General features: G+C 39.2%; 11 protein-coding genes. 3 read left to right on the forward strand and 8 right to left on the reverse strand.

From position 1 onward, the window contains the following. Positions 1–590: 590 nt before the first annotated feature. Positions 591–2255 (reverse strand): AMP-binding protein, encoded by a 1665-nt coding sequence (locus ACJMLZ_RS06930; protein WP_405304871.1) that lies wholly within the window; start codon positions 2253–2255, stop codon positions 591–593. A 157-nt stretch (positions 2256–2412) separates the two neighbouring features. Next, entirely contained in the window at positions 2413–2985 is a 573-nt protein-coding gene (locus ACJMLZ_RS06935; protein WP_405304873.1) for a helix-turn-helix domain-containing protein, read from the reverse strand. Positions 2986–3201: 216 nt separating this feature from the next. On the opposite strand from ACJMLZ_RS06935, the gene ACJMLZ_RS06940 reads away from it, so the two are divergent. From ACJMLZ_RS06940 to ACJMLZ_RS06950, 3 genes are all read left to right on the forward strand, one after another. Continuing rightward, positions 3202–3885, forward strand: coding sequence for a hypothetical protein (locus ACJMLZ_RS06940; RefSeq protein ID WP_405304875.1), 684 nt, complete (start codon positions 3202–3204; stop codon positions 3883–3885). Positions 3886–4172: 287 nt separating this feature from the next. Then, positions 4173–4466, forward strand: a complete 294-nt coding sequence (locus ACJMLZ_RS06945; RefSeq protein ID WP_405304877.1) for an acyltransferase — start codon at positions 4173–4175, stop codon at positions 4464–4466. Positions 4467–4687: 221 nt separating this feature from the next. Continuing rightward, positions 4688–5386: a thymidylate synthase gene (locus ACJMLZ_RS06950; protein ID WP_405304879.1), complete on the forward strand. Its 699-nt coding sequence runs from the start codon at positions 4688–4690 to the stop codon at positions 5384–5386. Positions 5387–5401: 15 nt separating this feature from the next. Here ACJMLZ_RS06950 and ACJMLZ_RS06955 read toward each other — a convergent pair whose 3' ends face one another. The 6 genes from ACJMLZ_RS06955 to ACJMLZ_RS06980 form a co-directional block, all read right to left on the reverse strand. After that, the gene (locus ACJMLZ_RS06955) at positions 5402–10720 is read right to left on the reverse strand and encodes an Ig-like domain repeat protein (RefSeq protein WP_405304892.1); all 5319 of its coding nucleotides are present in this window, start codon (positions 10718–10720) and stop codon (positions 5402–5404) included. A 124-nt stretch (positions 10721–10844) separates the two neighbouring features. Beyond that, on the reverse strand, positions 10845–11825 hold the full coding sequence (gene bsh, locus ACJMLZ_RS06960; protein WP_405304881.1) for a choloylglycine hydrolase: 981 nt from the start codon (positions 11823–11825) through the stop codon (positions 10845–10847). Between the two features lie 10 nt (positions 11826–11835). After that, complete coding sequence (locus ACJMLZ_RS06965) at positions 11836–13245, reverse strand: nicotinate phosphoribosyltransferase (RefSeq protein ID WP_405304883.1); 1410 nt, start codon at positions 13243–13245, stop codon at positions 11836–11838. A gap of 73 nt (positions 13246–13318) precedes the next feature. Continuing rightward, positions 13319–13864 (reverse strand): rubrerythrin, encoded by a 546-nt coding sequence (gene rbr, locus ACJMLZ_RS06970; protein ID WP_405304885.1) that lies wholly within the window; start codon positions 13862–13864, stop codon positions 13319–13321. A gap of 90 nt (positions 13865–13954) precedes the next feature. Beyond that, the gene (gene rbr, locus ACJMLZ_RS06975) at positions 13955–14500 is read right to left on the reverse strand and encodes a rubrerythrin (protein ID WP_405304887.1); all 546 of its coding nucleotides are present in this window, start codon (positions 14498–14500) and stop codon (positions 13955–13957) included. Positions 14501–14624: 124 nt separating this feature from the next. Continuing rightward, positions 14625–14906: DUF4013 domain-containing protein (locus ACJMLZ_RS06980; RefSeq protein ID WP_405304890.1), on the reverse strand; the 282-nt coding region annotated here is incomplete at its 5' end.

Raw genomic sequence — 14906 nt, forward strand, 5'->3', positions numbered from 1 at the left:
ATAGAATGTTAAATGAAAATGCAATCCAGATGAAAAATATTAACTAAATCAATTTTTTCCTAAATTTTTAAAAACATTTCAAACAAAAGTGTGACTCCCAAATAAAAAAAATGAGCGAAATTGAACAGATTGCCAAAATTCATAAAAATAATTATGACATACTAATTTTAATAATACAAAGTCAAAATGTTAATATTAATACATACTGGGAAAAAATCACTTCTTTAAAAAATCAGAAAGTTTAACCATCAATACAAGCAAAACAAATACCGATAAGAAGAATTTTTCAAATCATGAAATTAATTTATAATATCCCATATGACAAGCACGATTTTATTTATCGAATACATATTAAACACATGAAATGCATACAATAAATCTGTCAATTATAAGTCAGAATTGCGAAAAATAAAGATTTCATTTTTCTTTAAATTCCATCATGAAAAACAGATTTTTCAAATCTAAACAATTTTTAAGAAAATCAAATTTTCATTAATTAAAAAAAAATATTATTCAATATATGCAAAAATTCATAAATGGAAAAAAATTTTACAAACAAAAAATCAATGAAAAAAATAGTTGAAGGGAGTTTACAACTCTCCCCTTTCACGCCTTTCATCCAATAGCTTAAGGCCTATTTCGCCTAACTTGTACTTTTGAATCTTTCCGCTTGTTGTAAGCGGGAACTCATCAACAAAGAAAACGTACTTAGGAACCTTATATCTTGCAATTGATCCTATGCAGAAATCACGAATGTCGGCTTCGGTTACATCCTCAAAGCCGTCTTCCTTAATTATGAAAGCTCCGACGATTTCACCGTATTTTTCATCGGGAATTCCTGCAACCTGAACGTCACGGACACAGTCATGGGTAAAAAGATATTCCTCAATCTCACGAGGATAGATGTTTTCACCGCCTCTGATGATCATGTCCTTGATACGTCCCACGATTGAATAGTATCCGTCCTCATCGACAGTTGCAAGGTCACCTGAGTGAAGCCATCCGTCCGGCTCGATTGTCTCTGCTGTCTTTTCAGGCATGTTGTAGTAACCTTTCATCACGTTGAAACCACGACACATTATCTCACCAGGCTCTCCGACACCGACCTCTTCGCCGGTTTCAGGGTCCACAATCTTGACTTCGATGTTCGGAAACTTTCGCCCGACAGTGTTGATCTTTTTCTCGAATGAGTCAGCTGCATTTGTTTGTGTAAATCCCGGTGCGGCTTCAGTCAATCCATATACACTGGTAATCTCCTTCATGTTCATCTTCTCGATGGCATCCTTCATGGTTTCGACAGGACAAGTTGATCCCGCCATGATGCCTGTACGAAGTGAGCTCATGTCAAACATCTCAAACATCGGATGGTTCATCATACCGATAAACATTGTCGGAACGCCGTAGATTGATGTGCACTTTTCCTTTTGGATTGAGGAAATTGCCAAAAGAGGGTCATATTCCTCAAGAACAACCATGGTAGAACCATGTGTTATTACAGCCATAACACCTAAAACAGTACCGAAACAATGGAAAAGAGGCACTTGCAGCAGCAGCCTGTCGGCAGGAGAATAGTTCATGTTCTCTCCAATGTAGTAGCCGTCGTTTACAATGTTTCTTGAAGTAAGCATTACCCCTTTCGGAAAACCTTCGGTTCCGGAAGTGTACTGCATGTTGATGACGTCATGCTGTGTGACTGAGTCCTTGACCTTCTGGTATTCATCATCGTCATAGTTCATACCTAACAATAACAGCTCATTGGTATTGTACATTCCGCGGTGCTTTTCCTGTCCCACGTGAAAAACGAATTTCAGATGAGGGAACTTTTCAGCCACCAGATGGCCTCTTGCACAGGTTTTTAGTTCAGGCACAAGTTCATTTATAATGTCAAAGTAGCTTGTGTCCCTGAAACCGTCTGTCATGGCCAATGCCTTCATGTCGGACTGCCTTAACACATACTCCAGTTCATGTGACTGGTATGCTGTGTTGACAGTTACGATTGTTGCACCTATCTTTGCTGTTGCAAACATGTAGGTCAGCCATTCAGGCACGTTTTTGGCCCATATTCCAACATGGTCTCCTTTCTCAATTCCAATAGCCAGCATCCCTTTTGCGAGATTGTCTATTCTTTCATCAAATTCCTTATATGTAAATCTTAAGTTTCTATCCGGATAAACGATAAATTCATGATCTGGTTGCTTTTCAACCATTGATTCGAAAAACTTCCCTAACGGAAGTTCAGTAAATAATTCAGACATGCTTTTTCACCTCATTTTTTTAAACAATAAAATAACTTCACCAAATGCAAATCATTAATGCAATCCCAATTGCAATGCGTCCAAGTCCAAATTCAAAGTTTCTGTGTAAAATCTATCTATTTTTGGCTTTAAAGTTATTTTACTCATGTTTTTCACCTCAGTATGGAGTGTAAAGCACAGCTAATATTTTAGCGTCTTTTTCACCGCTTGCATGTAAGTGGTGAGGAACCGCTGAGTCATAAAATATGGTGTCGCCTTCGCCTATTGTGAAAGTGTCCTTTCCATAAATCACTTCGATTTCGCCTTCAAGCACATAGATGAACTCTTCACCTTCGTGTGATGAAAGTTCCTTTTCACCTTCCTCAAACTTGATGTCAATCATGAAAGGATCTATGTTTCTGTCTATCTTTCCTGCACCTAATGAGTGGAACTCAAGGTTTGTAGCGTTTGTAACGTCTTCCCTTCCGGAAAAATACAGTGAGTTTTCAGTAACGCCACCTCTTGTAACGACAGGACCTAGTTCAGGTGTGTCATCTAAGAATGTGCCTAACCTTACGCCTAAAGCCCTTGCCATTTTAGTTAATGGGGTGAGTGATGGAATTACTTCACCTGCTTCCATAGCTTCAAGGACTTCCTGCTTTACGCCACTTCTTTCGGACAGCTCTTCAATAGACATGTTCTGTCTTTCTCTGATATCTTTTATCTTTTTTGCAAAGTCTTCGTTTGTCATATTTTTCACACATTTTTTTTGAATTTACACTTAAAACAATTTAAGTATTTATAACTATCTTTAACAAGATATTTAAAGATAACCTAAAATAAGCAAAATATCTGAATAAATGATTAACCTACAAATTAAAAGTGACAAAAAAAATGATTATCCATTCATTATTTCCAAAAAAAATATTTAATTTAAACAAGAAAAATGTATATTAAAGGTGAAAAATTGAAAAGCAAAACCAAAATTATACTTATTATTATAGGACTGATAATTATAGCCGGTCTTATCTATTCCGGATTTGGCTCATCAGATTCCGCTTCAGGCGAAGTATTGGCCAATACAAGCATAGGAACTGTTGAAAAATTCATTTACGGAAGTGAAAACGCTTCGAAAACCATTGCATTGATTGCCGGAATTCATCCAAGGGAGCCTCTTTCAATAGAACCTGAAATAAAGGCTGCAGAGGAATTTGCAAACAATGACGTTAAGGTAATCGTCTACAAGGTCACAGTAACCGACAGACCGACAGACTATAATGCCGGAAGGGCAAACGGAGAAAGCCTCGTGCATGACTACGTTAACCCGGACGTTACCAAATCCGATGCAGGGGCGGTCATCATCAGCCATTCACATATTGCAGGATACGGCCAGGGATTCTATCTGGCAACCCCTGAAATGGATGACGCTTCAGTGAAAATTGCTACAGATATCAACAAGACAAGCGACTTCAACTATTATCCGGTTACCGGAAACGAAAGCTACAAGTCAACATCCGCAGTTCTGGTGTCAAAGCCTATCGCTCAGGCAGGATATCCTACATTCGTATATGAGATACCTGAAGACATCACAAACCAGACATCAACTTCAAAAGCTGTGGAACTGTTCAAAATTATATCAGGATACATATAGTGATTTGAATGGAACTCGAGGATTATTTGAATCATGTAAATGCCAAAAAAAGGATTGTTGGAGGCTCAGATGAACATCTCTTTATGCATGAAATGCTGAGCGAAGCCCTGAAGATCACCCATAGGATAAACAGCGAATATCACACAGCCGAAGAAATCCAGGAGCTTTTTGCCAAGCTGACAAACCAGGAAGTTAACCGCTCTCTGGGACTGATACCTCCCTTCAACACCGATTTCGGCAAAAATATCCACATCGGCAAAAATGTCTTCATCAATTCGGGCTGCAAAATGCAGGATCAGGGCGGCATATATATCGCAGATGATGTCCTGATTGGCCATAACGCATGTCTTTTAACATTGAATCACGCATCAAATCCTGATGAAAGGGCGGACATGCACCCCGAACCGATATACATTGAAGAGAAGGCATGGCTTGGCTCAAACGTGACAGTGCTTCCGGGAGTTACCATCGGAAAAGGTGCAATCGTTGCCGCAGGAGCTGTCGTGACACGCGACGTTGAGCCGAACACAATCGTCGCAGGCATCCCGGCAAGATACATCAAAAATGTTGGCGAAGATTAACCGTCGAATACTTCAACATATGTCCAATTAAACAATGCTAAATTTGAAAACCTGTTAAAATATCGTATGAGACATTAAAGATTATTACATTGATTGTTGTAAAAATATGATTTAAACCCTGAAATATAGATGATGCTGTTGAAAATGTTCCATCTCTTTAAAAATAGAAATTATTTATATAATATTCAATAAAGATTTATATTAATTAAAGGAGCTATCTTATGTTAACCATTAACAAATGTTACCTAGATTTCGTTGATAAAATCTTAAAGCAAGGAAAAGAAACCTATAAAGACTCTAATCACCATTTAGTTGAAAGTTTAGGGAATTTTTATATAATTGACGATCCGTTTGATTTGAAATTCAGGGCAAAATATCAGCACTACACACCTGAAATGCTGTTGGCAGACATAAAATCCGGAAAATTCGATATGGAAGGATGTCCAATAAAAAGCGATGCACTATACGAATACGTCAAGTCAGCTGAAAATCCTGATGACCAGGGATTTGTCTACACATACCCGAACCGTATCTATGCACATTTTGACGTTGACCAGTTCAACACCATGAAGGAAAGAATCCTGACCGCAACAGGATCAAACAGGGCAGTTGCAGTTACAATCGACCCTCAATTGGATGCTGACAGGGAAGACATTCCATGCCTTCAGTTTTTACAGTGCCTTGTTCGTGACAATGAACTGACAATACACTGCATATTCAGAAGCAATGACATTTTCGGCGCATTCTACTCAAACATGTTCTTCATAGCATATCTGGGACTGAAAATGAAGGAAGAAGTAAACAAGGAAATCATTGGTGAAAAATTAAATTTCGGTGGAGTTCACTACCACTCAACCTCAGGTCACATTTATAATACAGACTTAAAAGCAGCTCGCAAATTAATTAAATCAAATAAATAAGGTTTACCTTTAACCTTATTCCTCTTTTTTTATGAATTGACTTATTGTAGCACTTGTTGAAGTGTATTTGCTGTTTCCGGAGTATGAACTGCTTATTGAATATATGCCTGAATCAAAACCGGCTGCAGAAATTATGACTTGGCCTGCGGAGTCTGTCCTTAGAATGTTTTTCGCATTGTTTATGACGACACCAACTGTAGCTCCCACAATGCCTTTTCCGGTGGCGGTATTTGTAAGAGTGGTTACTATCTCGGCGTTCTGCTTGTCATAGACTGTTGAGATGAATGAGGTTGTCTTGCTTTCAAGAGGACTTATTGTTGCGCCTGATGCGAAGTATTTGGTGTTTCCGGCATATGATGCGTATGCTGTAAAGGTATTCGGATCTGCGCTTCCAAGTGAAAGTCTCACCTGACCGTTCTTATCTGTTATGATTATGTTTTTAACGTTGTTTAAGAAAATGCCTACTGTTCCGCCGTATACTCCTTTTCCGGTTGCTCCATTAATTAATGTGGCTACAACTTCATTGGTTTGGCTGTCATAGTATAGCTCAAAGCTTGTTGTGATTTTGTTTACAATCACGTTGAATGTTGCTTTTGCAGGGTTGTATTTGGAGTTGCCGTTGTAGGTTACGGCTGTTTCGTAGTTTCCTGGGTTCAATCCAGAAATGGTTACTTTAGCCTGACCGTTGCTATCGGTTTTACTGGTGTATGATTTGCCGTTGAACTTGAATCCTACAGTGGCGCCGACAATACCATTGCCGGTAGCGTAATTAACAAGTTTAGCAGTCAACTCGACATCAGCGCCATATTCAACGGAAATGTCTTCAACAACAAAATACGCATCTATCTTGACTTCAATGTCAATGCTTGTGCTTGAAGGAATGCCGCCGCTTCCTGAGTATGATACGCAGGCTGTGTATGAGCCCGGAGCAAGGTCCCTTGTAGAGACACTGGCCTGACCGTTGGAATCAGTTTTTACAGTGTATCTTACATCACCGAAATCAACAAGAATGTCGGCACCGTTGATACCTCTAGAAGTCTGGTCCTCAACCAGGGTGGCTGTCAAAACGCCGTCCTTGTAGACTGCTGAAATGCGGGTGTTGACACCAATGAGGACATCCATAGAGTCTTTTGAAGAATAATACTTGGAATTGCCCCCATATGAAACAGAAGCAGGATATATTCCTGACGCCAAATCTTTAGTGGAAACCTTTACCTGGCCTGTGGAATCCGTTTTTATCTTACTTGTGATGCCATTGATTTTAACGCTCACGGTAGCGCCATTAATGGCCTTGCCTGTAAGGTCATTGATTAATGTGGCAACCAAATTCTTATCTTTAGCGTTATAGACAACATCCAGACTTGTGTTTGCCTTGATAGGGACATTGACGTCTACTGATGAAGGGTCATATTTGGAATTTCCACCATAGGACACGGTTGCTGTGTAAGTGCCCAAAGGCAGATTTGCAACGGAAAGTTTGGCCTGACCGCTGTTGTCAGTTTTGTTGGTATAAGTCTTGCCGTTGATTTTAAAACCAATTGTAGCACCCAAGACAGGCTGGTCTGTAACATCATTAAACAGACTGGCAGTAATCTCCCGGACATCCTCATTATAAACAGCTGAAATGCGGGTGGATGTTTTAATATTGAAGTCTATGCTTGTTGAGGACGGATTATACAGAGAATTACCTCCATATGAAACAGCAACGCTGTAAGCGCCCAAAGGCATGTCTTTAGTGGAAAGCTTTGCCTGGCCTGCGGAATTGGTCTTAACGGTATAGTTCGCATCAGCGAAACCAAATATGATAGCAGCACCGCCAATAGCTTCTGAAGTAAAATCATTTGTCAAAGTGGCGAGCAATTCCTTATTGCTGTAGACCACTGAAATAGCCGTATCGGACTTTACAATAAAATCAATGCTTAAATTAGAAGAGTAATACTTGTCATTTCCGTTGTAGACAACAGAAGCCGCATAATTGCCCGGAACGAGACTTGATGTGGAAAGACTGGCCTGACCTGCGGAATTGGTTTTGACTGTGTAGCTGACTGAACCTATATAGACAACAACACTAACTCCTCCAACGGCCTGACCTGTTGCACTGTTGGTTAATGTGACAATGAGCTTTCTGGCGTTATCATCATAAACAGCCGAAAGTTTGGTATTTGCCTTGTTTAAAACACTGACAGTTGCGCTTGAAGGATTGAACTGTGAACTGCCGGCATAATTAATGTTTGCCTCATAAGTTCCCAAGGCAAGGCTTTCAGTGGAAAATACTGCCCGGCCGTTGGAGTTGGTTTTGACTGTATAGCTTTTACCGGCAATGTTAACTACAATATTTGTATTGGCAATGGCCTTGCCTGTTGAAACATCAACCAAATCAGCAATCAATTCATGATTATCCCCATCATAAATTGCCGAAATATCGGTATTTGCCTTAATGGTCACGCTGGATAATGCGCTTGATGGATTGAACTGTGCGTTTCCATCATAATAAATGCCTGCAGGATAAGTGCCGGGACGAGCATCAGCCAAATCGAACCTGACCATACCTTTATTATCTGTGAAGTTATAATAGCAAACGCCGTTTACCTCAAGCATGACATTGGCCTGGGCAACCGGATTTGCATTGCAGTCCTTAAGACTGGCAGTAATGTATCTGTTGGAATAATCAATAACAGATGATTCGAACACCAGACTGACACCTGTCCTTTCCTTATAGATTGTTGCAGTGATTGTTTTTGAAGCTGTATTGTATCCATTAGCCGTAAATTTGGCCTTGATTGTATTTGTGCCCAATGTCTTGAATACATGGCTTAACCTGGCCACTCCGTTTTCAACATTGACCTGGACGGATTCACCTTCAACAGTGAATGTGACCTTACCTGATTTTGCCAAAGCACCATACTGATTGCGGACAACAACTTCAAATTCAGCAGGATTGTATTCGCTTACAACATTCAGCTCAAGACTTGGATTGAGCTTATTTATAATTGTGAACGCCTTAATGCATGCAACCTGATTGCCATAATATACATGTGTAGAGTATTTTCCTGTTTTATTAAACAAGTCCATCCAGTTTTTGCCGTCCCAGCTGACAAATGACATGCCTTCAGTGAAATAGTTTTCAGTAAATGAAACCGCTTCGCAAATAGGGAAGCTCGCTTCATTATCTGCAGTAATCTTGAATACTACTTCAAACACATCCCCTGTTTTGAGGGTTATGAACTGGTCAAGGTCAATTGTCATATAGCTTTTAGAGGCAGTGCCGCTTTGTGTGAGCTTCAGCTTGCCATTCAAATAAACAGATAAATCCCAGCTGCAGTCCTTTTGAAAGTAGGTTGAAACTGATGTGAGATACTCATTGCCGATGGCAGTGTAGCGGTTCTTATACCAGACTGTATTGGATTCATTGATGTAGTAATCAGTATATCCCTGCAGGTCATACTGGTAATTCCTGTCATATTTTATTGTATTATTAAGCACAAATGCAAATATTCCGTCCCTTGCAAATTTTGAATCATAATAGGAGATATAGAAGAATCCCTTATCTTTCCAGCTAGGCCCCCAGCTGTTTTTTACAATCCATGCCCCTTTTCCCGGAGCTCCTGAAATTTCGCGGTCATCATCCCATCCCACAATTACAACGGCATGGTTTGAAGCCAGAGATCCGTCATAATAATAATTATAACCGTTCAGATATCTGCCGGTATAGTACAAATTAGATGAAACACCACCATAGCTCATAAGAGCCCTTTTGATTTCATCATTGTCTGTTGAATTATTCCTTTTTAAAAATACAATGTTTTGAATCTGGATAAAGCTATCCAAGAGAGGTGAGATGACAGCATCTATCTTATAAATGTCATCGCTATCATTGACAGGACCCAGCCAATTGACAAGATAGCTGTATCCCATGGAATCATAGCCTCCGTTGTTGGTTTCCATTTGCCTTCCATACTGTGAAAATTCAGCCATCAGGTCTTTCATGTTCTCTTCTGACAGGTCTAAAGTGATGCCTGTTGCTTTCAAAATGCTTGATTCAAGAGCACCCAATATCGCAAATGCCCAGCAGTTGCCGTCATTTCCCTGATTTTTAACGGGAGTGACCTGTCCCAGGCTTCTTAAATCATAGCTGCTTGGAAGAGTGCCGTTATAATATCCGTCATAGCTGATGAATATGCCGTCAGTAGAGTTTATGTAAAAATCGATTGTCTGGCTTTCATAGACATCGCTTTTTTTGAGCGCATGATTGTTTGTGAAAGTGTTGTTCAATTCCTTATCAAGAATAGAATCATAATAGACATCATTTTTAAGGGAATAAACGCCTCCTGCAGTATTTAAAGCCCTGTTGTTGGTAAACTTATTTGAATTGATGAAAAAGCTTTCAACTCCAAACGCATAAATCGCACCGCCATTTTCTGCGGAATTTTCATCAAAAACAGATTTTGTTATTAAAAACTCACGATACATTGCATATATTGCACCGCCATAATATTTGGCGACATTGAGCCTTGCAGTGAAACTATCCAAATACACGAATGATTTAAGTGATGTGATTGCAGCACCGAAATCGGCTGTTGAATTGACTATCTCCACATTATATGCATCAAGTGTGGAATCATGGATGTAAATGGCTCCGCCGGAATCCTTATTTGATGATGTATTTATGAATTTGGTGTTGTTGATGCTTAGTATCGCCTTTGACTTGGCCGCAATAGCTCCGCCGTACAACTCGGAATAGGTATCCTTAAACAGGCAGTTGTTTATGTTAAGGGTTCCTGCACTAATTGAAATGGCCCCGCCATATTTGGCGTGACTATCGCAAAACGTACAGTTTTCCAGATTGATTATATAATTTGTGCCATCGCAGCGTATGGAACCTCCCTCTGTGGTGCTTCCTCCTTTGAAAATTACGTTTGTGGCATTCAAGGTCCCCTTATTCAGGACCCCAAGATTATTCAATGTAACATTATTGAGAGACAATGAGCTTGAAACCTCAAAACCTGTACCGTGGAAGTTTATAACCGTATCTGAAGCACCGCTACCTATGAAAGTGACATTGCAGATTTTTTTATAACCACTTAAATTATACTCTCCGCTGGCCAGGTAAATGTTTGAATTGTCGGCTATCCTACCTGCTGTGAGTTTCTTATATGGATTTGTCGCAGATCCGTTTCCTGTGTCGTCCCCAACATTTGCATCGAAATAATAATCTGCGGTCAATACGTCCGAAGTGTTGTATGCGGCTTCCATGGCAGTATCGTTTTCAGCTGAAAAACCTGCCGGAATTATCATGAACAGACAGACTATTGAAAACAATGCAAACAGTTTCATTTTATTCAAAGCTATTGCCTCCTTTTTAACAATTTAACAACAAAAAATGTTAAATTATATAGAGTATTGGTATTTATAGTAATTATAATATAAATATCTGACTAAAAAGTGAAAAAAAAGAAATTTAATTAATGAAGTTTATTTGCTCTTCATTAATCAGCAGGTAATTAATCAAATCAGTTCCATCCAAATCCTCATTGTGCAGGTCAACTGCGGAAATCTGTGAATTCTTATATGTGGTGTAATATAGTACTCCCCTGTTGGTATTGTAGCATGAAGTGTAGATGGTATATTCATACAGATTCGGATCTGAGATGAAGGTACATCCGTTCTGCTGTTCGACAGATTTCAAAATATGGAAAAACTGGCCTAAACTGCTAACCTCATCCATATCAGAGTATGAATTTGCACGTGTAAATGCAACTTTTGCAAATCTTGAGGCAGATGACAAATCTCCCGGCAGTCCAATTGCACCCATGCCCCTTGAATATTCGTCCAAATCGAATGAATCGGAAAAGGTGTTTTCAGGATTTTTATTTGACAGGCTTCTGTAGTTGTTCAGGTAAAACAGCTGCTTGTCGAATGGAGGGTTGTTTGTCAAAACGCCTACCGGATTGTCATAAACCTTAAGTCCATCCTCAAGAGGTTCGATGACAATGGCTTCACCGCTGTTGTCGGACATCATCCAGTGAAGTGGAGACAACGGAAGCTCATCTGCAAAGTTTATGTTTACAAGATTGATTTCCTCAAGCAGCTTTCGAGCTTCACTAACGCTTGAGGCACATCCGAGAAGATATGGTATCAGCTCAAATGGTGTGATGTTTACCATGCCATCCTTCGGTTCCAGATAAACCGCATTGCCTGCAAAGTTAAGACCTGCAATAGCAAGACCCTTTTCATTGCATGCATCATAATAGAGCGGATATTCATCAATGCCTGCAGCTATTCCAATGATTGCATAATGGGTTTTGACATCATCAATCTTTCTGAACTTAAGCTCATAGTTTCTAGGTGTTACGGTAACACGCTCATTATATGAAATCTCATAATCAAAGTTTCGTCCGAAATAATGCATTTCGGTTATATAGTTTGATGCTGTACACATTCTTATCACCTCATAAAAAATTTGAATAGTTTAATGCTCTTGATTTGATATCCTCAAATTTATCATCAACCAGCAGTTCTCCGTTTCTGAATACACATCTTAACTGGTCATCACCTTCACTGTCTATTGGAACTGTCCTGAATGAACTGTTATCTTTAATCAATTTGAAGCGGCCTGTCTTTGACTTTTTACTTGAGTCCAAAGGATTTTTAAAAATGTCATGCCATTGGCCATCCCTCAGCTGAGCCGAACATTTGAATGCGTTTCTTTGGGTATCCCGGTTAACGGAAGTGTGAAGTCCGCCTCCCATACCAAAGATGATGTTCTGCGCTGCCCAGCCGCTTGATTTCATTGCAAATAGAATGTCACGTATCTTTTGGTAGTTGAGTCCGTCACCCCATAAAAGACCGATATTCAGGTCAAATACCTTATAGCCCTCAGAAGTCAAGTGACTTCCGAAACCGTCTGAAAGCAAATTCAAACAGTCTATTGTGGTTGAAACAGGTTCTCCACTGTCCGGCCTGAAAACTACCTTGTTGTTTTCACCATCCAAAAAGTTCAAGATGGCTTCATTCAACTCGGATCCTGACCTTCCGGCTTCACTTAGGAAGTTCCTGTAGTTGTATGAATCTATGACTATTGACAAAATCCCTTCCTTGGCCTTGTCAATGACATTGAGGATTTGTGATATTTCACCTTCAGGACCCAGTGATGTCATTACGCTGTGTTCTGTTGCCTGAACTGAAAAACCGTAAATGTTTGAATCATTGTAATAATTTTCAGGAACGCTCAGTGCCGGAATTGTGTCGGTTCCGGAAAAGCTGAGCAGATGAGCTGAACCCGCCAATCTTGAGGATTCTGTTGAAGTTGCTCCCCTGTATCCGAAATCGTGAAGCATAAAGTCAAGATTATCCTTTTGGGAACCTGTTACCTCCAGGTAAAAGTTGGACAGCTTTCTTACCTCAGCGGATAGTGTCGCAACGGTTGACGGATACCATACCTGAAGAAGCAATGATTCGAGATAATTCGGAAGCCAATAGGATTTCCTGTCGGTATTCTCAACAGTCATCAGAACGTTGCTTACATCAACGGGAGTTCCTTCAGCGACTGCCCTTATTTCAATCGGAAGCCTTCCGTCATGATTGTCCAAAATGTACTGCCAACCTTTCTTATTAAAAATTCCCTCTCCGATATGGGTGGAGATTATCCTGTCTGCCTCGTCAATCTTTTGCTGGGTAACGACCTGGCCTTCCAGATACTTTTTGATTATATATTGGAGTCCGTAAAAGATAGTCTTGTTAAATTCGGCACCTACCCTGCTTTCAAGATAGGAATATATCTTTTCTGTCCCTTCCGGGTAAAAATAGTGATGAGTTACCTTGTAACTATCTGTTAAAAGACAAATGTTATTTTCAATCATAATATCCCTTACAATATATTATATGGGATGTTATGCAATATATTTTTTATTAAAAAAAAAAGAAAAAGAGAAGTTAGATATAACTTTCATCTTTTTTTCTGAAATGTGCTTGTGGGTGATCGCATAGAGGACATACTTCAGGAGCGTCTGTTCCATAGTGGATGTATCCGCAATTGTTACATTTCCATGCGATTTCTTCGTCCTTTTTGAATACTTTGCCTGCTTCGATTTTAGCAGATAATGCATTGTATCTTTCTTCATGAGCCTTTTCTGTTGCAGCGGCTGCATCGAACAAATCAGCAATGTCATCAAAGCCTTCTTCACGAGCGGTTTCAGCAAATTCCTTATACATTGAAGTCCATTCTTCATGCTCTCCTGCAGCGGCATCAGCAAGATTGGTTTGAGTGTCAGGTACTTTTCCGCCATTCAACAATTTAAACCAGATTTTAGCATGTTCCTTTTCATTGTCGGATGATTCTTGGAAAATGTCCTTGATTTCGACATAACCGTCTTTTTTAGCTTGAGATGCGTAAAATTCATATTTTACACGTGCCTGAGATTCGCCTGCAAGAGCAGCCATTAAATTTTCCTGAGTTTTTGAGCCTTCTAAATTAGCCATGATATCATCTCCAAATTAAACTATTTCAAATTTGATATATAAAATTTTGGTGAGTGTCTAGTAACAAAAAAAGTAAAAAAAAGAGTAAAATTATTTATAATTTTGAGCTCTTTCTTCAAAGTGTGCTTTTGGATATCCGCAAACAGGACACATTTCAGGTGCTTGAGGACCTTTGAAAATGAAACCGCAGTTTTCACATTTCCATTCAATTTCATCTTCTTTTTTAAATACTGATTCTGCTTCCACATTGGCAAGCAGGGTTCTGTATCTTTCTTCGTGTTCCTTTTCGATTTCTCCAACTTTTTCAAAAAGGAATGCAATTTTTGCAAAGCCTTCTTCACGGGCGGTTTCAGCGAATTCCTTATACATTGAAGTCCATTCTTCGTTTTCACCGTCAGCTGCAGCGTTAAGGTTTTCTATTGTGTCTGGAATTTCTTCATCATGCAAGATTTTATACCAGATTTTTGCGTGTTCCCTTTCGTTTTTAGAGGTTTCCATGAAAATATCGTGGATTTGAACGTAACCTTCTTCTTTTGCTTTTGCAGCGAAGTATTGGTATTTGGTATGTGCTTGAGATTCACCTGCAAATGCAGCTTCTAAATTCTTTTCAGTTTTTGTGCCTTTTAATTCTGACATATTAAACAACTCCGATAGTTATTAATATGATTATCATAGCATAAAAAGTTTTATTATTACAAAGAATATGAAATAATATTCACAACGTGGAAAAAAGAAAAAAAAGAAGCTTAAATAATAATATTTAAGCTATATCAGAATATAATAATCCGGTTGCTCTTTGTGTAAAGAATGCAAAATATGGAGTTACTATAATTGAAAGAATAGACAATTGTGGTACTTGACCGTAAAGGTATCCTAAAATTGCGTTGATAGCAGCCACAATAACAATCATTAAAATTATTACAGCAACAACTTTTCCAACACCGATTCTTGTAATGTCCTTGAACGCTTCAGGGATGTTGAGAGCTTCACCTAAACTGCCTGTATTAGCCAATCTTGATTCACCCATAGTGTGGAGGAATGC

Origin of the sequence: Methanobrevibacter sp., assembly GCF_045126245.1 — an archaeon.
Lineage (GTDB): Archaea > Methanobacteriota > Methanobacteria > Methanobacteriales > Methanobacteriaceae > Methanocatella.

Coding starts and splice junctions, on each gene's coding strand:
- ACJMLZ_RS06930 (WP_405304871.1), bottom strand. CDS start 2,255: ATGTCTGAATTATTTACTGAACTTCCGTTAGGGAAGTTTTTCGAATCA.
- ACJMLZ_RS06935 (WP_405304873.1), bottom strand. CDS start 2,985: ATGACAAACGAAGACTTTGCAAAAAAGATAAAAGATATCAGAGAAAGA.
- ACJMLZ_RS06945 (WP_405304877.1), top strand. CDS start 4,173: ATGCAGGATCAGGGCGGCATATATATCGCAGATGATGTCCTGATTGGC.
- ACJMLZ_RS06950 (WP_405304879.1), top strand. CDS start 4,688: ATGTTAACCATTAACAAATGTTACCTAGATTTCGTTGATAAAATCTTA.
- ACJMLZ_RS06955 (WP_405304892.1), bottom strand. CDS start 10,720: ATGAAACTGTTTGCATTGTTTTCAATAGTCTGTCTGTTCATGATAATT.
- bsh (WP_405304881.1), bottom strand. CDS start 11,825: ATGTGTACAGCATCAAACTATATAACCGAAATGCATTATTTCGGACGA.
- ACJMLZ_RS06965 (WP_405304883.1), bottom strand. CDS start 13,245: ATGATTGAAAATAACATTTGTCTTTTAACAGATAGTTACAAGGTAACT.
- rbr (WP_405304885.1), bottom strand. CDS start 13,864: ATGGCTAATTTAGAAGGCTCAAAAACTCAGGAAAATTTAATGGCTGCT.
- rbr (WP_405304887.1), bottom strand. CDS start 14,500: ATGTCAGAATTAAAAGGCACAAAAACTGAAAAGAATTTAGAAGCTGCA.